The organism is Actinoplanes sp. NBRC 103695 (assembly GCF_030269485.1).
Taxonomy (GTDB): domain Bacteria; phylum Actinomycetota; class Actinomycetes; order Mycobacteriales; family Micromonosporaceae; genus Actinoplanes.
Map to the genome: position 1 here is coordinate 414,215 of NZ_BSTL01000004.1, position 21,741 is coordinate 435,955.

At 71.2% G+C, this 21,741-nt stretch carries 19 protein-coding genes; 16 read left to right on the forward strand and 3 right to left on the reverse strand.

Annotated features, from left to right (window positions below; all coding sequences use genetic code 11):
* Positions 1–4: 4 nt before the first annotated feature.
* From QSK31_RS08665 to QSK31_RS08675, 3 genes are all read left to right on the forward strand, one after another.
* Positions 5–682 carry a Pvc16 family protein gene (locus tag QSK31_RS08665; protein WP_285682616.1) on the forward strand — a complete coding sequence of 226 codons (678 nt, stop codon included), beginning with the start codon at positions 5–7 and terminating at the stop codon, positions 680–682.
* Positions 679–2,676: an ATP-binding protein gene (locus QSK31_RS08670; RefSeq protein WP_285682618.1), complete on the forward strand. Its 1,998-nt coding sequence runs from the start codon at positions 679–681 to the stop codon at positions 2,674–2,676. The genes QSK31_RS08665 and QSK31_RS08670 overlap by 4 nt, the downstream gene beginning before the upstream one ends.
* Positions 2,677–2,791: 115 nt before the next feature.
* Positions 2,792–3,577: an eCIS core domain-containing protein gene (locus QSK31_RS08675; protein WP_285682620.1), complete on the forward strand. Its 786-nt coding sequence runs from the start codon at positions 2,792–2,794 to the stop codon at positions 3,575–3,577.
* On the opposite strand, the gene QSK31_RS08680 is transcribed toward QSK31_RS08675, so the two are convergent.
* Genes QSK31_RS08680 through QSK31_RS08690 form a run of 3 tightly spaced genes read right to left on the reverse strand, consistent with a single transcriptional unit; the run spans position 3,574 to position 8,420 of the window.
* Entirely contained in the window at positions 3,574–4,125 is a 552-nt protein-coding gene (locus tag QSK31_RS08680) for a hypothetical protein (protein WP_285682622.1), read from the reverse strand. The two genes, QSK31_RS08675 and QSK31_RS08680, sit on opposite strands and share 4 nt — an antisense overlap.
* Entirely contained in the window at positions 4,122–4,745 is a 624-nt protein-coding gene (locus QSK31_RS08685) for a hypothetical protein (RefSeq protein WP_285682624.1), read from the reverse strand. The genes QSK31_RS08680 and QSK31_RS08685 overlap by 4 nt, the downstream gene beginning before the upstream one ends.
* Before the next feature lie 9 nt (positions 4,746–4,754).
* Complete coding sequence (locus tag QSK31_RS08690) at positions 4,755–8,420, reverse strand: hypothetical protein (protein WP_285682625.1); 3,666 nt, start codon at positions 8,418–8,420, stop codon at positions 4,755–4,757.
* 415 nt (positions 8,421–8,835) lie between these two features.
* Between QSK31_RS08690 and QSK31_RS08695 the strand changes: the two genes are divergently transcribed.
* From QSK31_RS08695 to QSK31_RS08755, 13 genes are read left to right on the forward strand one after another with little or no spacing between them, the layout of a single operon-like run.
* The gene (locus QSK31_RS08695; RefSeq protein ID WP_285682626.1) at positions 8,836–10,368 is read left to right on the forward strand and encodes a phage tail sheath family protein; all 1,533 of its coding nucleotides are present in this window, start codon (positions 8,836–8,838) and stop codon (positions 10,366–10,368) included.
* A 38-nt stretch (positions 10,369–10,406) separates the two neighbouring features.
* Positions 10,407–10,850, forward strand: coding sequence for a phage tail protein (locus QSK31_RS08700; RefSeq protein WP_285682627.1), 444 nt, complete (start codon positions 10,407–10,409; stop codon positions 10,848–10,850).
* A gap of 4 nt (positions 10,851–10,854) precedes the next feature.
* On the forward strand, positions 10,855–11,298 hold the full coding sequence (locus tag QSK31_RS08705; protein ID WP_285682628.1) for a hypothetical protein: 444 nt from the start codon (positions 10,855–10,857) through the stop codon (positions 11,296–11,298).
* Positions 11,295–11,453, forward strand: a complete 159-nt coding sequence (locus tag QSK31_RS08710) for a DUF6760 family protein (RefSeq protein WP_285682630.1) — start codon at positions 11,295–11,297, stop codon at positions 11,451–11,453. Before QSK31_RS08705 ends, QSK31_RS08710 begins: the two co-directional genes overlap by 4 nt.
* Before the next feature lie 6 nt (positions 11,454–11,459).
* Positions 11,460–14,198, forward strand: coding sequence for a hypothetical protein (locus QSK31_RS08715; protein WP_285682631.1), 2,739 nt, complete (start codon positions 11,460–11,462; stop codon positions 14,196–14,198).
* 33 nt (positions 14,199–14,231) lie between these two features.
* Positions 14,232–14,684 carry a phage tail protein gene (locus QSK31_RS08720; protein ID WP_285682632.1) on the forward strand — a complete coding sequence of 151 codons (453 nt, stop codon included), beginning with the start codon at positions 14,232–14,234 and terminating at the stop codon, positions 14,682–14,684.
* A 1-nt stretch (position 14,685) separates the two neighbouring features.
* On the forward strand, positions 14,686–15,480 hold the full coding sequence (locus QSK31_RS08725; RefSeq protein WP_285682633.1) for a CIS tube protein: 795 nt from the start codon (positions 14,686–14,688) through the stop codon (positions 15,478–15,480).
* A complete protein-coding gene (locus QSK31_RS08730; RefSeq protein ID WP_285682635.1) occupies positions 15,470–17,224 on the forward strand; it encodes a VgrG-related protein in 1,755 nt (584 codons plus the stop codon). Before QSK31_RS08725 ends, QSK31_RS08730 begins: the two co-directional genes overlap by 11 nt.
* A gap of 9 nt (positions 17,225–17,233) precedes the next feature.
* A complete protein-coding gene (locus tag QSK31_RS08735; protein ID WP_285682637.1) occupies positions 17,234–17,515 on the forward strand; it encodes a PAAR domain-containing protein in 282 nt (93 codons plus the stop codon).
* A 10-nt stretch (positions 17,516–17,525) separates the two neighbouring features.
* Complete coding sequence (locus tag QSK31_RS08740) at positions 17,526–17,984, forward strand: GPW/gp25 family protein (RefSeq protein ID WP_285682639.1); 459 nt, start codon at positions 17,526–17,528, stop codon at positions 17,982–17,984.
* Positions 17,984–19,930, forward strand: a complete 1,947-nt coding sequence (locus QSK31_RS08745; protein ID WP_285682640.1) for a putative baseplate assembly protein — start codon at positions 17,984–17,986, stop codon at positions 19,928–19,930. Before QSK31_RS08740 ends, QSK31_RS08745 begins: the two co-directional genes overlap by 1 nt.
* Positions 19,930–20,469, forward strand: a complete 540-nt coding sequence (locus QSK31_RS08750) for a phage tail protein (RefSeq protein WP_285682642.1) — start codon at positions 19,930–19,932, stop codon at positions 20,467–20,469. Before QSK31_RS08745 ends, QSK31_RS08750 begins: the two co-directional genes overlap by 1 nt.
* A 28-nt stretch (positions 20,470–20,497) precedes the next feature.
* On the forward strand, positions 20,498–21,670 hold the full coding sequence (locus QSK31_RS08755; protein WP_285682643.1) for an NADase-type glycan-binding domain-containing protein: 1,173 nt from the start codon (positions 20,498–20,500) through the stop codon (positions 21,668–21,670).
* Positions 21,671–21,741: the final 71 nt, after the last annotated feature.

The following is a 21,741-nucleotide window of genomic DNA, read 5'->3' on the forward strand; positions in this document are numbered from 1 at the left end:
TCGTGTGATTCACGAGGTGGACGACGCACTGCGCCAGTTGCTGCGTACCGAGGTGCTGCGCAGCGGTGACGTGGACATCGTGCTCGAGGCGCCGACCAAGGACTGGGCGGCCCGGCGCAACGCGCCCACGGTCAACCTGTACCTCTACGACATCCGGGAGGACATGCGGCGGCGGTCGCGGGGCCGGCTCAACGAGTACGACGAGCAGGGCCAGATCACCGCCCGGCACCTGCCACCCCGCTACATCAAGCTGTCCTACCTGGTCACCGCGTGGACCCAGCGTCCCGAGGACGAGCACCGGCTGCTGTCCGCGCTGCTCATGTCGCTGCTGGCGCACGACGCGATGCCGGTCGAGATGCTGACCGGATCGCTGCTCGAGATGGGCCTGCCGGTGCCGATCACGGTCGCCCTGCCGCCGCCGGAGGACCGCGCGTTCGCCGACGTCTGGTCCGCTCTCGGCGGCGAGCTCAAGCCGTCGCTGGACGTGGTGGTCAGCGCGCCGGTCGACTCCGGCCGCCGGACCGAGGCCGCGACGATCGCCAGCGAGGGTGTCCTGGTCTCGATGAACGGCGACGACCCGGTGCGGCACGCCCGGGCGCCGGAACTGCCCCAGTCCGGCCAGCCGGCCGAGGAGTCGCGGGTCGCCATGGTCCGGATGCGCCGCGAGCCGGGGGCGCGGTGAACACGCTGCCCGGCCTGCTGGCGCGGCTCGCCGACCTGGAGAAGCGGATCCGGACCGCGGTCGGCGCCCGCCGCCAGCGGGATCCCGCGCCGGACGACCCGTTCCGCGGGCTGTACCTCTCCGACGAGATCATCGACGCGCTGCTGGAACAGAACCGGGATCCGGCGGCGGTGCCGTGGGCCGGTCAGCCCGCCGACGAACCGTCGGTGCTGCCCGCCGGGCTCGGCCTCTCCGCGCTCGACATCGAGCTGCTGCTGGTCGCGGTGGCGCCCGATGTGGACAGCCGGTTCGAGCAGTTCTACGGCTACCTGAACGACGACGTCACCCGGCGCCGGGCCACGGTCGGCCTGGCGCTGCGGCTGTGCGGCCTGCCCGAGGGGTCGGCCGCCGGCCGCTCGCGGCTCGGTGCGGACTCCCCCTTGGTCCGCAACGGGCTGCTGATCGTCGAGGACCCCGACCGGCCGCTGCTGACCCGCACGCTGCGGGTGCCCGACCCGGTGGTCTCGCACCTGCTCGGCGACATGCGGATCGACCCGGCGCTCGGCCCGGTGCTGGCCGCGCCGGTCGACCCGGTCGCCGAGCTGCCCGGCGCGGACGTCGTCGCCCGGGCCCTGACCAGCGGCGCGCGCCTGCTGTATCTGCGCGAACGCAGCGGTGGCAGCGGTCCGGCGCTGGGCGTGACCGGGTTGCACGCGCTCGGCCGGTCCGCCCTGATGGTCGACGCCGAACGCCTCGACCAGCAGCCCGAGCTGGTCCGCCCGCTGCTGCGCGAGGCGCTGCTGACCGGCGCGGGCGTGGTGGTCGGCCCGATCGGGAGCGGCGGCAGGCCGCCGGGTGGTGTGCTGGACGCCTTCTCGGGCACGGACGCCCCGCTGCTCGTCTACGGCACCACCGGCTGGGATCCGCGCTGGGGCCACCGGCCGCCGCTGCACCTCGACGCGGCGCCGGTGCCGGCCGCGATCCGGGCCGCCGTCTGGCGCTCGGCCCTGGACGGCAAGCTCGCTCCGGGCGTCGACCCGGCCGCCGCCACCGCGCACTTCACGCTCGGGCCGCCACAGATCCGGCGGGCCGCCGAGGCGGCGGTGCTGGCCGCCAACGCGGACGGTGAGCTGGTCGACGTCAAACGGTTGCGGCAGGGCGCGCGTACCCAGAACGCGGCCGGATTGGAACGCCTGGCCCGCCGCATCGAACCGGGCGTCGGCTGGGACGACCTGGTGCTGCCCGGGCCGGTGCTGGCCCAGCTCGGCGAGCTGGCGGGACGCGCCCGGCATCGTGAGCGGGTGCTGCAGGAGTGGCGGATGCGTCCCGGCGGCGGGCGCGGCATCGGCGTGGTGGCCCTGTTCGCCGGTGACTCGGGCACCGGCAAGACGATGTCCGCCGAGGTGGTGGCCGGTTCCCTGGGCCTCGACCTGTACACCGTCAACCTGGCCACGGTCGTCGACAAGTACGTCGGCGAGACCGAGAAGAACCTGGAGCGGATCTTCACCGAGGCGGCCGGGGTGAACGGCGTGCTGCTGTTCGACGAGGCGGACGCGATCTTCGGCAAGCGTTCCGAGGTACGCGACGCGCACGACCGCTACGCGAACATCGAGAGCGCGTACCTGCTGCAGCGGATGGAGAGCTTCGACGGGGTGGCGATCCTGGCCACCAACCTGCGGGCCAACCTGGACGACGCGTTCACCCGCCGGCTGGACGCGGTGATCGACTTCCCGGTGCCGGACCAGGAGCACCGGGCGGCACTGTGGGACGTCTGCCTCGGCCCCGGGGTGCCCCGCGCCGACGACATCGACCTGGTGTTCCTGTCGAAGGCGTTCGAGCTGGCCGGCGGGCACATCCGGGCGGCGGCGGTGACCGCGGCGTACCTGGCGGCGGCGGACGGCCGCCCGGTCGGCATGCTCGACCTGATCGGGGCGGTGGCCCGGGAGTACCGCAAGCTCGGCCGGCTGGTGCTCGACCGGGAGTTCGGTCCGTACCTGTCACTGGTCACGGCCTGAACTTTGCCCTTTCGGGCGAGCGGTGCTGCCCGGCGGAGCGCGCCAAAGCCCCTGTCCCGCGGGCGCGTCCGGTGCCACGCTGGGCGGTGGACAGACGATCCTCAAGGGGGCGGCTATGCACGGTCACGACCACGGCCAGGAGGGCGACTTCCGGCCCAAGAGCGACCGCGTCGAGCGCGAGGACACCGACCTTTCGATGAAGGCCGCGGTGGCCGGCCGGACCGACGTGCTCGGCCAGGGCGGGATGCTCGGCCTGCAGCGCGCGATCGGCAACTCGGGCGTCAACACGATGATGGAGCAGGAGAAGTCGCCTGTCCTCGACGTGGTGAACGGCGGCGGTGGCTCGGCGTTGGACAACGACACCCGTACGGACATGGAGTCGCGCTTCGGCACCAGCTTCGGTGACGTACGCGTGCACACCGGCGGCACCGCGCACGACTCGGCGAAATCGGTGAACGCGCAGGCGTACACGGTCGGCCCGAACATCGTGTTCCAGGACGGCAAGTACGACCCGGGCTCGGACTCCGGCAAGCACATGATCGCGCACGAGCTCACCCACGTGGTGCAGCAGCGCAGCGGCCCGGTCGACGGCTCGGACGCGGGCGGCGGCGTGAAGGTCAGCGACCCGTCCGACCGCTTCGAGCGGGAGGCCTCGGCCAACGCCGACCGGCTCATGTCCTCCGACTCGCATGCCGGCCACTCGCATGACGCCGCACCGGCCGCCGCCGGCGTGCAGCGCATCGAGGAGCCCGGGGTGCAGCGCATCGAGGAGTCTGCGGTGCAGCGGGTCGACGACCCCTCGGTGCAGCGCGAGGAGGGCGAGGACGAGGAGCCCGCCGAGGTCCAGGGCTACGTCCAGCGCGAGGAAGAAGCGGGCGAAGAGGAAGAGGTCGCCTCCTAGGCCGTCCATCCGGTCAGATAGACGGCGCCGCCGTGCGCCAGCGGCACGGTGCGCACGGCGGGCGCCTCGTCCAGCAGCACCACGCCAAACCCGTTCAGTTGAACGGCGGTGCACGGCAGGTCGAGGACCTCCGCGAACGCCGACTCCTCGACCCGCTCGGCCGCGGCCCGCGCCCACTGTTCCCGATCCGGGTCCGACAGCGGTTCGGTGGGCAGCAGCGCCAGCGAGGGCCGCAGATCCTCACACGCCTCGGCGAAGGCCGACAGCGGTGGTGGCAGGTGTCGCGTGGCCGGCGGCAGCCTCATCGCCGCGTCGAAGGCGGCCGGTTCGGCGGCGATGAAGAGCGGTCCGCCCTCCAGGTGATCCAGGTGTGTGACCCGGCACGGCAGGCTGCCCCACACGCCGTAGGCGTCACCGCGACTGCCGTCGACCGTCACCTCGGTCACATCGCGCACCTTGGCGTAGGCGAGCCGCTTCCGCAGCCACCACTCGTATGCGTCGTCGAGAGGATGGCCGACGAGGAACAGTGCCTGCCGCTGACCGGTCATGCGCCCGCGCGGAGGCGCTCGAAGCCGGGCAGGTCGGTCACCAGGCCCAGCTCGCGGCAGGCGTCCCGGATCGCGTCCAGCTCGGCCAGATGCTCCTCGACATCCAGCGTCCCCTGCGCCAGCCGGCCGATGCGGTAGACCTGCCCGTCCTCCGTCACCTCGTGCACGCTGAGCCACGCGTCCGGGAACCGTGCGCGCAGCCGGGCCTCCAGCTCGGGGTCCGTGCCGGCCGCGATCACCTCGCATGTCTCGACGCCGGCCGTCGAACTGGGCTCCGGCACGCCGGTGTCGTCGTACCCGATCACCTCGACCGGCCCCGGCGCGAGCTCGCGCGGACCGCCGGCGATCCGCAGCTCGACCCGCCACGAGATCCGGTACCGGTCCCGCCAGTCCTCGTTCTCCGTCAGCTCGGTGAAGAACGGGGTGCAGAGGCGCTCGATCCGCCAGCCGCGCAGCTCGTCCTCGGGCAGGCCCCACGCCTCGAGGAACGACCGGCCCAGCTCGGCCGTGCCCTCATGGAGCAGGCTCCAACTCAGCCACACGACGTCGAAGGTCAGCGTGGTCTGGTCCCCGGATCGCCCCCAGCGCGGGAACCAGAGTTCGAAATCGGAGTCGGACACCGCGAACACCTACTCTCCCGGGCCGCGGAAACTGGGCCCCACGTGAGGATCGTACGTCTCGCCGCCACTGCCCTTGCGGGAGTTGCACCGCTGGCACATGACGACGAGATTGCTGATCAGGCTGTAATAGTCCGTACGCGTCTTGTGGTTGGTGTTGTTGCCGCCGAGATTCGTCCAGTGGCCGGCGATCGGATCGTCGTGGTCGAAGGTGATGCCCTTGACCTTCTTGCCGTCCTTCATCGTCACCAGCGGCCTGATCTCGTTGCACTTCTCGCAGTAGAAACAGTTCGGGTCGCCGTGATGGGGCAGGGCGCTGTACTCGTCTGCCGCCGCCTTCTTGACCAGCCTCGTCTGCTCACCGGCCCCCCAGGACATCGTCGCCGCCGAGTAAGTCTTGCCGTAGAACGTGTCGCGGATGGTGTGACGCCATTTCTCGCGGATCTCGCCGGCCAGGACGTAGTTCGACGGGTGCCTGAGGACGGCGACCGACGGGTAGCCGTGGTCCTTCGCCTCCTTGACGAATTGCTCCAGGATGTTGTTCACCTGGGTGCGGATCGCGTCCTCCTGGTGCTCCCGGTTGACGTCGCCGCGGGCGATCTCGTCCGATACCGCGTCGAGCACCGCAGCCATCTGCTGCATGGTGCCCAGCAGATCCCGGCACTCCGGCAGCTGCCGCACCTTCTCCAGCGCGATGGCGTGGTCGATGGACATCTTCACCTGCTGGATCTTCCGCTTGATGTCCTCGATCGGCAGGCCCGTGCCCTTGTGCTGTACCGCGTTCTCGTACTCCTTGATCAGTAGTTCCTGGGCTCTCGGCAGCGACATCCGTTCGTACGGCTTGATGATCGGGCCGATCGACTCGTTGATGGAACGGTTGCCGGTGCACTTCTGGTCCAGCATCATCTGTGCCCGGACGTCGGTCAGCTTCCCTCGCAACACCCGGTAGCGGCGCTCGAATTCGGCCTCGTCCTCCTTGGCGCCGATCGGGCGCTGCGGGGTCGACATCGTCTGCACGTGGACGACGTCGCCCTCCGACGTGCGCGAGTCGACGAACAGATGCAGCGGGACCTGATGCCGGCGTTCGGCGGCTTCGACCTTCTTCCGCGCCTGGTCGGTGCTCTCCGAACTCCGTAGTGCCTTGTCGGCGTCGGTGATGGCCGCGCGTTCCTTGGCCGGGTCCTTGCTCGCCGCGTCCGCGCTCTTGTTCTTGTCCTTGCCCTTGAGTTTGGCCCAGATTTTCTTGCCGAGCCCGACGATCTTCCCGACGACCCAGTCGACGGCCTTCATCACCGGCTTCGACAGCGCCTGGAAGAACGACTTCACCTTGGTGGCGATGCCGCCGATCCCGAGGATGGCGGCGAGTGCACCGATCAGCACCGGGATGGACTTGGCCAGGGCCGCTTCGATCAAGGCGGGTACGCCACCGGCGCCGCCACCGGCGATCGCGATCACGGCGTCGAGGACGGCGTTGACGAACTCGATGATCTGCGCGCCCCGTTCGATGATGAACGTGACGATGTCGATGATCATCTTGCAGGCCTTGATGAACGCCGACGCCGGGTTCAACAAGCTGATGATCCAGGTGATCCCCGCGATCAGCACGGTCGGGATCAGATACTCGCTGATCTTGCCGAGCAGGTTCTCCTTCAGATCACCGACCTGATCCTTGATCTCCTCATACGCCCCCGCCACCCCCTGCGACTGCAGCTTGGCGACGACCGGGACACCGGCCTCGACGGCACCCATGGCTTGTTCGGGGATGCCCTTGGCGATGATCCGCCCGCGGATCGCACCCCACGTGAGCCCGAGCAGCGACGCGATCATCGACAGGATCCCGCGCAGGTCGAACTTGTCCGGCAGCTGGATCCCGGCGCCCTGCATGGTGCCCAGCAACCAGCCGATCAGGCCCTTCTTCACATGGGTGCCGATGTTGTTCATGAACGCTTTGAGGCCGGCGCCGACGGCGGAGACCAGGTTGCCGAGGAACCCGATCGGGTCCTTCAGGATCGCCATCACCGCCTGCGCGGCCTTCGCCAGGACACCGAGCAGGAGGTCTTTGAGTTTCAGGATGGTGTCGATGACACCCTTGACCGCATCGACCGCCTTGGCGATCAGGCCCTTGTTCTTCTCCTTCTCCGCCTCGATCTCCGCATCAACACTCTTCAAAGCCTCGTTGTACTTCGACGCCAACGTGTTGACCAACTCGGTGCCCTTGGCATCCACGGACTCGGTCAGCTCATCAAACTTCCCCGCGAACTCCCCCGCCGCCTCCTTACCCACCGCCTGCAAATCAGCGGGGAGTTTCTGCACCTCGGCCTGCAACTGCTGCCGACCCGTCGCGATCCGCTGCTTCGCCCGGGTCAGCTCCCCACCGATCACATCGGCCACATTCGAGATGACCGTCTGCATCTTCGCCACGTAGCCCTGCCGGGCGGTCACGAAAATCTGGTTGGCCTCCTCCGGCAGACCGGCGAACTTGTCCTTGACCCACTTCAGCTTCCCGGTGAAACCCGAATACCGTTTGTCCTTGTACTCATCCATCCGCCGCTTGTGCTCGGCGGTGAAAGAATCCCGGGCCGCCTTCTCCCCGGCCGAAAACGCGTCGTCGACTTTCTTGTCCAGACCGGTCAGGATGCCTTCGACGTCCTTCTGGGTGGCGTCGAACACGGCCTGCAGCTTCGCGGTGACCTGCGCCCGCTTCGACTCGTCCTTGCCCTGGGCGCCTTGCTGGCCCTTGCCGACAGCGTTGTTGGCGGCGAGTTTGTCGCCGCGCATCCCGGCCACCGCCTGCGCCCCGGTCGCCGACGCGTCCGCTTTCGCCCCGGCCAGCGTCTGCGCCTCCGCCGCCCGCACCTCTCCCGGAGCGGTCGCCGCATGCTGCTCCCCGGCTTTCTTCTCTTTCAACGCGCCGGTGAACTCGGGTTCGTTCGACTTTGCCAGCTGTTCCTCGGTGACCTGCGCGCCAGCCATCTGCTGATCCACCTGCGCCGGACCCGCCGAGAAATCCGTCGCCGACGCCGGCGCCTTGTCCGGCAGCGCATTCCCCGCATCCGGCACACCCGGGCCGGCCGGGGCCGGCTCCTGCACCAGCGGCGTGACCGGCTTCTCCTTCGCCGCCGAGGTGTCCGGCGCAGCCTTGGTGGTGGTCTCGATGGCCTTGGCGGACTGTTCCCTGCCCTGGCCGACCTTGCCCTGGACCTGACCCTTGACCGCGTCGGCCTTACCCGACTCGCCGAAGTTGTCGGCCTCGTCCAAATTCTTCGGCGCCTGATCCGCGATCGCCTTGTTCACCGCCGCGATGAACGCCGCCTTGTCGAACACCCCCGGCTGCGCCGCGTTCATCTTCTCCGCGTTCGCGGCCTTGCCCTGCGCCTGCTTGTCATCAGCGGGCGGCTTCGCGGCGGCCTGCGCGGCGCTGGCCTTGGAGGTGGCGGGCGGGTGAGCTGCCAGGGTCTTCTGCTTACCCCGTACATCCGACTTGAGCGTGTTGAACTTCGGCGTCGACGCCGCGGGAGGTCGCGAGAGGCGCTGAACCGCGGGCACCGGGACCTCCGGCTCGACGACAGCCGCCGCGGCCGGCGCCTCGGACTCGGGCGCGGGAGCTGTCGTGCGGCGCTGGGCCAGGATGCCTGACAGGGCACGATTTCCCGCGGCCGCCTGGAGACGCTGCGCCACGCGTGGCGTCATCGGTCGCTGCCGGGGCTGCGTCACCCCCTCGGCCTGATCACGCTCCACCGAGGATGTTGTCCGGCGTGCGTCATCGCCCGCCCCGTCGTGCTCTTCGGCCGGGCGCCTCATCCAACACACCCCCGCGGGTTGGATCCGGATACGGACAGAGTCGCGCAATCGACAGTCTTCCGCCAGGTAGCTGCTGGCGGGAGCGTGCTCGGGCAGCCGACAGGGCCGGCCGTGCTGCCCGTTCGGGAAGATCATTCGGCCGCGTCGATCTCGTGCCCGTTGGGGCACCCACGAGTTCCCTCCCGACCGATCGCCGGGTCATTGTTCGCCCGCGCGGGCTGGCTGAGCATGAACACCAGAGGCAGACCCACCGGGCTGCCGAGATCCACTTGTGAATTGAAGGAGGCACGCGATGCCCACCTATCTCTCCCCGGGTGTTTACGTGGAGGAGGTCGAGGCCGGTTCGCGACCCATTGAAGGTGTGGGCACCGCGGTGGCGGCCTTCGTCGGCTTCGCCCCGCAGGGACCGGTGCACACCCCGACGCTGGTGTCGAACTGGACTCAGTACACGACCACGTTCGGCGAGTTCGCCGAGGGCCAGTACCTCGCACACGCCGTGTACGGCTACTTCCTCAACGGTGGCGGCAACGCCTACATCGTGCGGATCAACGGGGGCCAGGACGGCGGCAACGGCAACGGGGTGGTCGCCCAGCCGCAGGCGCAGCTCGGCGGCTACCGGGTCGTCGCCAAGGAACTGCCCGCCGGGCAGAACAACAACAACATCACCGTCGAGGTGCACGACGCCGGCGAGGGTGCTCCCGAGGACCGCGCCGTCCTGATCGTCAAGCAGGACGGCAAGGAGGCGGAGAAGTACAACGTCACCACCAAGCGCGGCCGGGAGAACGTCGTCACCCAGCTCCGCGAGCACTCCAAGCTGATCACCGTCGAGGAGGTCGCCGCCGGCAACGGGCTCTCCAAGGGCACGGTGTCGCTGGTCGCCGAGCAGCCGTCGGTTCCGGCGCCGGTGCCGCACGCGGTCGTCGCCGACGACTACGTGGGCGACGTGTCCGAGCGCAGCGGCTTCGGTGGCCTGGAGGCCATCGACGAGGTCACCATGGTCTCGGTGCCCGACCTGATGAGCGCGTACCAGAACGGCTCCATCGACCTCGAGACCCTCAAGGCCGTGCAGCTGAGCCTGATCGCGCACTGCGAGCTCATGGGCAACCGGATGGCGATCCTCGACCCGCCGCCGGGGCTGTCCCCGCAGCAGGTGCGCGAGTGGCGCCAGGACCTGGCCGGCTACGACTCGAAGTACGCCACGCTGTACTACCCCTGGGCAAAGGTCTTCGACCCGTCGACCGGCACCAACACCTTCGTCCCGCCGAGCGGCCACATGGCCGGCGTGTGGGGCCGCAACGACGCCACCCGCGGCGTGCACAAGGCGCCCGCCAACGAGGTCGTCCGCGGCGCCGTCGACCTGCAGACCCAGCTGACCAAGGCGGAGCAGGAACTGCTCAACCCGATCGGCGTCAACTGCATCCGCAGCTTCCCCGGCCGGGGCATCCGCGTCTGGGGCGCCCGCACCCTCTCCAGCGACCCGGCGTGGCGCTACCTGAACGTGCGCCGCCTCTTCAACTACCTCGAGGAGTCGATCCTCGTCGGCACCCAGTGGGTCGTCTTCGAGCCGAACGACGACGCGCTGTGGGCTCGGATCCGCCGCACCGTCGGGTCCTTCCTCGTCACCGAGTGGCGCAAGGGCGCTCTCTTCGGGCTCACCCCCGACGAGGCGTACTACGTCCGCTGCGACCGGGAGACCAACCCGGCCGAGCAGATCGACAACGGGCAGGTCACCTGCGAGATCGGCATCGCGCCGGTCAAGCCCGCCGAGTTCGTGGTGTTCCGCCTGGCGCAGATGTCCGGCGGCACCAGCCTGGTCAGCGAGTAATCCCCCACCGGTCAGCAGCAGCGAAAGGGTAAAAGGCCATGCCACTTGCGGATATGGACACCTCGGTCGGCCACTCCTTCGGTCTCGAGGTCGACGGCCTGGTGATCAAGCAGATCTCCGAGGTCAGCGGCTTGAAGATGGAACAGGACGTCATCGAGCTCAAGCAGAACACGGCGGACGGCAAGTACGTCATCAAGAAGCTGCCCGGCCGCCCCAAGGCCGGCGAGGTGACGCTCACCCGTGGTCTCACCGGTGACACCAGCTTCGAGTCGTGGGTCAAGGACGCGCACTTCGGCAAGATGGGCACGGCCCGCAAGGGTGGCGCCATCATCGTCTACGACTACGAGGGTCAGGCGATCAAGCGCTACAAGCTGACCGCCGCGTGGCCGAAGAGCCTGGAGATCGGCTCGCTCAAGGCCGGCGACACCAGCGTTCTGACCGAGAAGATCGTCATCACGTACGAGATGATGGAGGTCGAGTAGCGCCATGCGGCGCAGCAACGCGAGCGTCGCTGACGCACCACCGATCGACGGCCCGCCGAGCCAGCGGCCCCGGGAAACCCTGCAGACGGAGTTCGACTTCGAGTTGCCCCGGGGGTATGTCGACGGGTCCGGCACCGTGCACCGCAGGGGCACGATGCGGCTCGCCACCGGCCGGGACGAGCTCGTCCCGCTGCGCGACGACCGCGTCCGGGAGAACCCCGCCTACCTGACGGTGGTTCTCCTGGCCCGCGTGGTCACCAACATCGGTGACGTCACCGATGTGCACGCGGGGATCATCGAGAACCTGTTCGCCACGGATCTCGCATTCCTCCAGGACATGTACCGCCGCGTCAACACCGAGGGGCACACCCTCGCGAGCGTCGGCTGCCCGTCCTGCGGGCACTCGTTCGCGATCGACCTCGCGGGTGGGCGCCCGGGGGAATCGTGACGTACGCGGCCGACCGCCTGCACGAGGAGGTCGCGTACGTCGCCTACCACTTCCACTGGTCGCTGGACGAGATCCTCGACATGGAGCACCCGGATCGCCGCCGCTACGTGGCGGAGATCGCCCGTATCAACACCCGCATCAGTCAAGGTCGGTGAGGTCTCATGTGGCCATGGCGGCGTAAGCGTGACGAACCGGCGCCCGCACCCACGCCGGCGCCGGTCGTCCCGACGCGCCCACCGGCCGACCAGTGGCGCCTCGTCGCCCCCATCCAGCGGATGGTGGGCGACGACATCCTGGCGAACCCGGTTCAGCGGTTCAGCGGCTCGCTGGCGTCCTGGCAGGACCCGCGCTTCCTCGGCGCCCTCGGGCACGGGGTGAGCGCGGGCGAGCCGTCCGGGACGATCGGCGAGTTCGCGCGGCCGGCCACGGTCGTGCCGGACTATCCGGCCGGGTCGCTGCCGCAGATGCCGGTCGCCACGCCCGCACCGGCCCGGGAGGCGCGGCGCAACCTGGGCGCCTCGTTCACCGTGTCGCGCCTGGCCGAGCCGGCCCTTCCGGCGGAGCCGTCCTTCCTTCCCGCCGAGCCGCCTGCCCTTCCCGCCGAGTCGTCGGCCCTTCCACCCGAGTCGTCGGCTGTCGCGGCCTCGCCGCAGCCCGGGATGGATGTCGCGCCGCTGACCCCGGACGCGCCGCCGATCACGGCGGGACCTGAGGCCGCCGCGCCCGCCCCGGAGGCGGCGCCCGGCCCCGCTTCCGCCGCCTCGTCGTCCGCGCCGGCCGACACGTTGCCGGTGGCCGCCCCGCAGCCGGCGCCCGCCGAGGTGCCGCAGCTCAGCGGACCGGCGGCGCCCACGCTGGGCGCGCCGGCGCCGCCGATTCCGGAGCCGGAGGGTACGTCCGCACCGGACGACGCCGCCGGGCAGGTGCAGCGGACCGCCGACACCAGCACGTCGCTGCCGCCCCTCCAGCGGGCGATGGACGACGCCTCGATGCCGGTGACCTCCGCGTCGCCGGTGCAGCGAGTGGCCGGATCGTCGACCGGCACCCCGATCCAGCGCGCGGTGGACTCGCACGACGACGAGGTGGGAGTGCAGCGGGTGGCCGCGGACACGCCCGGCGCCGTCGCGCACGACGACCACTTCCACCTGCCGCCCGTGCAGCGGACCGAGTCGACCCTGCAGCCGACGCACCTGCCGGTGTCGCACACCGAGACGCCCGTTCAGCGGTCCGGGTCCGCCGCGCCCGCCTCGGGGGACGTCGCCGCCGCGCCCGCCTCGCGCGGCTCCACCGCCTCGCTCGACCTCCCGGTGCAGCGGAGCGCCGCGCCGGAGACGCCGCGCCGGATCGGCCTGGGCGCGCCGATCGACCTGACCGGGATGCGCGACGGCGCCGCGCCCTTCGTCCAGCGCCTCAGCGACGGCGGCGAGCCCATGCCGCCGGCCGTGCAGCGGATGAGCGGCGGTGGCGATGCGACGCCTTCGGCCGTGCAGCGGCTGAGCGGCGGTGGGGACGGGGTGGACCACCCGATCCCGGACGCGTTCGAGACGACCCGGCCGGTGCCTGCCGAGGCGCCCGCTCTGCCGGTCGACGACGTCGCGCCGATCAGCGGTTCGGTGGTGGACGGTCCCGCGATGCCGTTCTCGTCACCGGCACCCACCGCGCCGTCCGTGCAGCGGCTCGGCCTCGGGCCGGTGCTCGAGTCCGGCGCGCCGCTGCCGGCGCCGGCGCCGACTCTCGGTGCGAGCCCGATCTTCCCGGCGTTGCCCGCCGCGACCTCGCCCACCACCGCGACCTCGCCCGGCTTCTCCGGGTCGGCGCCGGGCCTGTCGACCTCTTCGGCGCTGCCGAGCGCGTCCTCGGGTTCTTCCGCGGTGCAGCGGATCGCCGAGTCCGGGCCGGCGCCGATCGCTCAGCGTGAGCCGGACCTGGCTGTCGCCCAGCGCGCGCCCGATCTGCCCGTCGCGGTGACCCACGGTGACCCGATGGGCCGCCCGGTGTCGAGCGACCGGCTCGTGCCGGTGGACGGACCGTCCGCGCCGTTCGCCTCGGTCGCGTCCGCGCCGCGGCTGCCGGTGGTGTCCCGGCTCGTCGGGGACCGGCCGATCCGGCCCGCGCTGACCGACCTGCCGACGCCGCAGCCCGCTCCGGCGGGTGCGTCCCCGGCGGCCAACCCGGCCGACCTTCCGGCGGTGCCCGTCGCGCAGCTCACCGCCGAGCCGTCGGCCGGTGCGCCGGCTCGCGTCGCGGTGCCGGTACAGACCTTCGCGGATCCCGGCGGAAGCGACGGCGCGAGCGCCGGATCCGGCGGCGGGGCGGGCGGCGGCCCGGGCTCGGGCGGCGGCTTCAGTTTCGGCGCGAGCTTCGCGGCCGGCGGCGGGCTGGGCGGCAGCGACGGCCTGGGCAGCGGCGGCGGCCTGGGCAGCGGCGGGCTCGGCAGCGGCGGCGGTGGGCTGGGTGGCGGCGACAGCGGGATGGGCGGTGGCGCGTTCTCCGCTCCGCCGATGCCGACCCTGAGCACCGCCTCCGGCGTGCGCAGCGTGCAGCGGTCGACGGCGACGCCGGCCGCGGGCTCGCCCGTGATGCAGCTGCTCACCGCCAACGCGACCCCCGCCGCGGACACCGCGCAGCGGTACGACCCGCCGCCGGTCACCGTCTCGCGGGTGGTCACCGTCAGCGCCTCCGCCCAGAACCCGACCCCGACCGTGTCCCGCGCCGAGGAGGGCGCCGCCCCGGTGGCGACCGCCGCCCCGGCCGCCCCCGGTGACCCCGCCGCGGCCGGTGGCGCCGCGCAACCGGAGGAACTGGTCAAGAAGTTGTTCGATCCGTTGTTGCGCCGGCTCAAGGCAGAGCTGCGCCTGGACCGGGAACGCCGCGGGTCGCTCACCGACCTGCGGCACTGACCCGGACGAGCCGAAGCACGAAGGGAGAGTTCCATGTCGGACATCGAGGAGGCCGTCGCCGTCTTCTTCTCCGTCAGCATCGACGGCGAGAACTTCGGCGCGTTCCTGAGCTGTGAGGGGCTCGGGTGCGAGTTCGTCGTGGAGCAGCGCGAGGAGGGCGGCAACAACGGCTGGGTGTGGCAGTTCCCGACCCGGATCAAGTACACCAACATCAAGCTGTCCCGCCCGGTCACCAAGGACACCATCAAGATCGCCCAGTGGTTCGCCGAGATGGCCTCCGGCGTGAAGCGCAAGACCGCCACGATCGAGGCTCGGAACGCGCAGAACACCGTGATCGCCCAGTGGGGCCTGATGGACGTGGTCCCGGTGCGCTGGACCGGTCCCCAGCTGAACGTCGACAGCCCCAAGATCGCGACCGAGACGCTCGAGCTCGCCCACCACGGCTTCCTGAGCGGCCCGGTCGCCGGCAGCGGAGGGATGAACTGACATGCCGAAGCCGGTCGCCATGACTTCGTCGGGCTCCGTGTCGGCCCCCGCCGGCGGCGGTCCCGGCGCCGGCGCGGCGTTCGCCAAGACGCCACTGAACCTGCAGCGCGCCAAGCTGGAGATGCGCGAGCCGGCCGCGGACGGCACCACCGGCAGCATCGGCGGCGTCCTCGGCGTGATCGAGTTCCAGTACAACCCCAAGGAACTGGTGATCGCCAAGAACGCCAAGTGGAACCGGGACAACAAGCCCAACGCCGAGAAGAGCGCGCCGCCGCAGTTCATGGGCTCCGACCCGAGCAAGCTCAACCTGGAGATGTTCCTCGACTCCACGGAGAAGATGGACGACGGCGTCGTGAAGACCGTGGAGAAGCTCTTCTCCTGCTGCGTGCCGACGGAGAAGAGCCGGAACTCCAAGAAGGGCTCGCCGCCCTGGGTGATCTTCTCGTGGGGCGGGCTCACCGGATTCCCGTCCTACGTCAGCTCGGTGAGCGCCAAGTACACCCTGTTCACGCCGGCCGGTATGCCGGTCCGTGCGCTGGTCACCGTGGTGCTGGAGGAGATCGCCGGCGAGACGGGCGGGCAGAACCCGACATCGGGCGCACTGGCCGCCCGGGACACCCACACGGTCATCGCCGGTGACACCCTGCCGTCGGTGGCCTACCGCGCCTTCGGTGACCCGAACGCGTGGCGGGAGATCGCCGAGCTCAACGACATCGACGACCCGCTGCGGCTCGCTCCCGGCTCGCGGCTGCTGATCCCGGCGCCCGAGGAGGTGGCCGCCCGCCATGGCGAATGAGAGCTTCTCCAACTCGCCGATCATCACGGTCAACGGGAACCAGCTGCCGGCCGACGTCGCGTCGCTGCTGGCGCTGACCTATGTGGACGACAGCCGGAATCTGCCGGATGTGTTCGCGTTGCGCTTCCGCGACCCGGCGGGCATCGTCCTGAACAAGGCCGGCATCAAGATCGCCAGCAAGGTCAAGGTGTCCGTGCAGACCGCCGAGCCGGCCGGGCCGGAGGTGCTGATCGACGGCGAGGTCACCGCGATCGAGCTGGACCTGGACCCGGTCGGGACGATCATCGAGGTTCGCGGCCAGGACGTCGCCCACAAGCTGTTCCGCGGCCGGCGCGTCGCCGCGTACCCGGGAATGAGTCTTTCCGACATCGTCCGCAAGGTCGCGCAGCGGGCCGGCGTGAAGGTCGGCAAGATCGACACCGTCCCGGGCGTGGGCGCGGGCAAGGACGGCCAGATCTCGCAGAACAACGTGAGCGACTGGGAGTTCCTGTCGGCCCTGGCCGACCTGGTCGGCGCGCACCTGGCCATCGAGGACGGCGCGCTCTGCTTCCAGCTGCCGGAGCCGCCGGCCAAGGCGCCGGCCACCAACGCCAAGGCCGCCACGAGCCCGCTGGTCCTGGAGGCGCGCAGCAACCTGATCTCGCTGCGGGCCACGGTCCGCGCCACGCACCAGGTGCCGAGCGTCGAGGCGTACGGCTGGGACATGGAACACAAGCAGGCGGTGACCGCGACCGCGACCCCGCGCCTGCCCGGCATGGAGGTGGCCGGCGCCAGCCCGACCGACATCGCCTCCAAGGTCGGCGCGCCGCCGTTGCGGGCCGCCGACCCGGCCTGGCAGACCGCCGAAACCGTGAAGGCGGTCGCCACCTCGCTGGCCGATCAGCTCGGCGGCTCGGCGGTGGAGCTGGACGGCGTCGCGAAGGGCAATCCCAAGCTGCGGGCCGGTATCGCGGTCGCGCTGACGAACGTCGGCGAGCCGTTCGTCGGCAAGTACGTGCTGACGCAGACCCGGCACACGTTCAGCCCGACGGACGGCTACCGGACCATGTTCACCGTGGCCGGGCGGACCGAGCGTTCGCTCTACGACCTGGCCGGCGGCGGCACGAGCCTGCCGGCCGGTGCGACCAGCGGCCTGGTGCCGGGCCTGGTCAGCGACATCAAGGACCCGCGCAAGATGGGCCGGGTCAAGGTGACCTTCCCGTGGCTGGACAAGGAGTACGTGACCGGCTGGGCGCGTGTGGTCCAGCCGGGCGCGGGAGCCGACCGGGGCTTCCTGGTGCTCCCCGAGGTCAAGGACGAGGTGCTGGTCGGCTTCGTGCACGGCGACCCGGACAACGCGTACGTGCTGGGCGGCATGCACAACGGCGTCGACAAGGTGCCGAAGCTGGAGGTCGAGCCGGTCGACGGCGGCAGCGGCGCGGTCGCGGTGCGCGGTTTCGTCTCCCGCAAGGGCCACACCATCCAGTTCATCGAGGACGGCGGCGTGCTGGTGGCCACCGGCGACGGCAAGCTCTCGGTGCGGCTGGACGTCAAGACCGGCACGGTCGAGGCCAAGGGCGACGTGATCAAGCTGACCGCGACGAAGACCGTCGAGATCAAGGGCCCGAACGGCGTGAAGATCGACGCCGGCTCCGGCGCGCTCGACATGAAGGGCATGACCGCGTCGCTGGCCGGCCAGTCCAAGACCGACGTGAAGGCCTCCGGCCCGGTGACCGTCTCCGGCACCCCGATCAAGTTGAACTGAGGAGCTGTCATGGGCATGCCCGCCGCCCGGGTCACCGACCGCACCCCGCACCCCGGGGTGATCACCGGCCCCGGTGTGCCGACCGTGCTGATCGGCGGCATGCCCGCGGCCGTGGTCGGCGACCTGCACACCTGCGCGTTCCCGCAGCCGCCGCACCCGCCGACCCCGATCATCCCGCCCGGGTCGCTGACCGTGCTGATCGGCGGGAAACCGGCCGCGCGGGTCGGCGACAAGTCCGGCTGCGGCGCGCCGATCCTCCCGCCCGGCTGCCCGACCGTGCTGATCGGCTAGGAGGCTGACGATGCAGGATCCGTCGAGGTTCGTCGGGGCGGGGTGGGCGTTCCCGCTGCGTACCGACCCCACCGGCTCGATCGCGCTGGTGCGCGGCGACCGGGAGATCGTGGAGAGCATCCGGCTCATCCTGGCCACCGCGCCGGGGGAGCGGCCGATGCGGCCGGAGTTCGGGTGCAACATCCACGAGCTGGTGTTCGCCCCCGCGGACGCGTCCACGGCCGGGCGGATCGCGTACGAGGTGCGCCTCTCCCTGGAGCGCTGGGAGCCGCGCATCGACCTGCTGGACGTCCGGGTCGGTTTCGCACCGGGCCGCTCCGACACGCTGCTGATCGACATCGAGTACGCGATCCGCGGCACCAACGACCCCCGCAACCTGGTCTTCCCGTTCTATGTCATCCCCTCGCGCGGCGACGCCGAGATCGAGGCGGGCCCGTCCGCCGTGGCCCGCATTACCGGAGGAAACTGATGCCGCTGCCGGTGCCCAACCTCGACGACCGTCGCTTCCAGGACCTGGTCGACGAGGCGAAGCGGATGGTGCAGGAGCGCAACCCGGAGTGGACCGACCACAACGTGTCCGATCCGGGCGTCACGCTCATCGAGACGTTCGCGTTCATGACCGATCAGCTGATCTACCGGCTGAACCGGATGCCCGACCTGCACCTGCTCCGCTTCCTCGACCTGATCGGCGTGTCCCTGCTGCCGCCGACCATGGCCTCCGCCGACGTCACGTTCTGGCTGTCCGCGGTGCAGGACGAGGTGGTCACGGTGCCGGGCGACTCGCAGGTCGCCACGGTCGCGACCGAGGCGGGCGACCCGGTCGTCTTCACCACGCAGTCCGCGCTGCGGATCGAGGCGTCCCGCCTGGAGCGGGTGATGACGGCGGCGGCGGAGGGCAACCCGGCCGAGCGGTCCGAGGATCTGAAGTCCGGCGTGCCGATCCCGCTCTTCAGCAACGAGCCGCAGCCCGGCGACACCGTCTACTTCGGCCTGTCCAATCCGGTGCCCGGCGGCGCCGTGCTGCTGCGGGTGGAGTGCGAGGCGGAAGGCGTCGGCGTCGACCCGCGGTACCCGCCGTGGGAGTGGACCGCCTGGGACGGCGACGGCTGGGCGCCGTGCGAGGTGGGCAAGGACTCCACCGGTGGCTTCAACCGGACCGGCGACGTGATCCTGCACCTGCCGGCCACGCACGCCGCGTCGGTCCTGGGCCGGCAGCGGGCCGGGTGGCTGCGCTGCAAGGTGGTGGAGCCGGACCTCGGCCAGCCGCCGTACCGGCAGTCGCCGAAGCTGACCTCGGCGGTGGCCAGCACGGTCGGCGGCACCACCCGCGCGGTGCACGCCGAGGTGGTCAAGGACGAGACGCTGGGGCTCTCCGAGGGCGTGCCCGGGCAGCGGTTCCTGCTGGCCCGTCGCCCGGTGGTCGCCTCCGACGAGCCGCTGGTCCTGGAGGTGGCCGGCGGCGACGGCTGGCAGGAGTGGCGCGAGGTGCCGTCGTTCTCCGAGTCCGGCCCCGAGGACCTGCACTTCATGGTCGACCGGAACAGCGGCGAGGTGGTCTTCGGCCCGGTCGTCCGGGAGGCGTCCGGCGGGCTGCGCTTCTACGGCGAGGTGCCGCCCAAGGGCGCCCCGATCCGGATCCGGCGCTACCTGACCGGCGGCGGCCGGCGCGGCAACGTCGCCCGGGACTCGCTCACGGTGCAGCGCAACCCGGTGCCGTTCGTCAGCACGGTCACCAACCGGCGGCCGGCCTCGGGCGGTGTGGACGGCGAGTCGGTGAAGGACGCCGCCGTGCGTGGCCCGCTCAGCCTGCGGACCCGCTACCGCGCGGTCACCGCGGAGGACCACGAGCTGCTGGCCCGTGAGGCGGCGCCGGAGGCCGCCCGGGTGCGCTGCGTCCCGGTCAGCGACGAGTCGGCCGCGGTACGCGTGCTGGTGGTGCCCGCGGTCGCGCCCGGCGACGACGGCACGATCGAGTTCGCCCACCTCAAGCCCAGCGCGGACCTGCTCGCCCGGATCGCCCGGTACCTCGACGAGCGGCGCTGCCTGGGCGCCCGGATCTCCGTCGAGCCGCCGTTCTACCAGGGCGTCACGGTCGTCGCCTCGGTGGTGGCGCGCCGCCGCAGCACCCCGGAGGCGGTTCGCGAACAGGCCAGGGAGGCGCTGTACGCGTACCTGGACCCGATCTACGGCGGTCCGGACGGTGACGGCTGGCCGTTCGGGCGTCCGGTGCAGGCCGGCGACATCTACGCCGTGCTGCAGCAGCTGCCCGGCGTCGATCTGGTCGAGGACGTCCGGCTGTTCGGCGCCGACCCGATCACCGGCCAGCGCGGCAACCCGGTGCAGCGGCTCGACCTGCCGGGCAACGCGCTGCCGTTCTCGTTCGGCCACCAGGTCCGGGTGACGGGGAGCCACTGATGCGCCTCGGCCTGTCCGGCATGCCCACGCCGCACCCGATCGGCGAGCGCCTGCCCGCCGTGTACCACGAGGACGAGTTCACGCAGCGGTTCACCTCCGCCCTGGACGAGGTGCTGGCGCCGATCTTCCTCACCCTGGACTCGTTCCCGGCGTACCTGGATCCGCGTCTCGCCCCGGACGACTTCCTGGCCTGGCTGTCGCAGTGGGTGGCCTTCCCGCTCGACGACGCCTGGCCGATGGAGAAGAAGCGCGAGCTGGTCGCCAACGCGGTCGACCTGCACCGCCGCCGCGGCACCACGGAGGCGCTGGCCTGGCAGGTGCGCCTGCTGACCGGCGGCGAGGTGGAGGTGACCGACAGCGGGGTGTGCCGCTGGAGCGAGGAGTCCGGCGGGGACGTGCCGGGCGACGAACCCCCGTGGGTGTCCGTCAGGGTCCGGGTCGCCGATCCCGGCACGGTGGATGCCGCTCGCCTGCGGTCGGCCGTGGTCGACGCGGTGCCCGCGCACGTGCGGGTGAGTCTCGAGATCGAGCAGTCATAAAGATTTTCGTGTACGAGGGGACTCATAGATGATCGTCTGTCCGGAGTGCGGGACCAGGAACCCGCCCGGCACCCAGTTCTGCGGCGAGTGCGGCACTTTCCTGGAGTGGGCCGGCGACGACGCCGCCTCCACCGCGAAGGCCGGCACCACCCAGGTCGCGCAGAGCGGCGGTGGCACCACGACGGCCGCTCCGGTCTCGCCTCCGACCCCCGACACGCAGAAACCGGAGCCGCCGAGGCCGCCGGAGCCCGTCACGCCCCGGCCGCCGGAACCTGTCACGCCCCGGCCCGAGACTCTGGCCCCCAGGCCACCGGAGCCGAAGCCGAAGCCGGCGCCGGTCGCCAAGGAGACGGCGGCCGCCGACACCGGCATCCGGCTGGTCCAGCCGGACGATCGGCAGCGCCGGTACGTCCAGAACACCAGCGACGAGCCGGCGACCGAGACGCCCGGCGACATCGAGTGCGCCAACTGCGGCGTCGGCAACGTCGCCACCCGCAAGTTCTGCCGGTCCTGCGGCCATCTGCTCGCCCGGCCGGTGTCCGAGGAGAAGAAGCGGTCCTGGTGGCGGCGGCTCTGGGACAAGATCACCGGACGCGGGCGGCGTTACGAGGCGGGCACCCGGCGGGTGCAGCGCAACGGTGGCTGGCTGCGGACGATCATCGGGTTGCTGGTGGCGGTCGGCCTGATCGTCGCGATGTTCACGGTGCTGCCCACCCGCACCTATCTGAATCGGTTCGTCTCCTACATCCGGGACAGCAGCTCCGACCCGGTGCCGGTGCGCCCGTCCGCCCTGACCGCCTCGTCGTCGTCCCGCGGCGCCGACCCGTCGCTGATCGCCGACGGTGCCAGCAACAAGTTCTGGGCCCCGGTGAAGGCGGAGGGCGGCAGCGGGCAGTGGATCGAGGCGTCGTTCGAGCAGCCGGTGCGCCTGCTCAACGTGATCATCACGCCCGGCGTCTCCACGGTGCAGAAGAAGTTCATCTCGCAGGGCCGGCCGCACGACGTGGTGATCACGACCACCGATGACGACAACGAGCAGAAGACGTTCCCGCTCGTGGTGCAGGACAAGCCGGGCGGTCAGACCTTCCAGGTCAAGGCCAGCAGCGTCAAGGCGGTCCGGCTGACGATCATCTCCTGCTACGACGAGAAGACCGCCGACCTCTGCGCGGTGGGCGAGCTCGAGTTCCGCAAGCGGGGGTAGGTGGCCGGTGTTGAACGGTGGCTCGCCATGGAGTGTCAGTCACCGTCCACCACCAGCCACCTGGGCGGAGC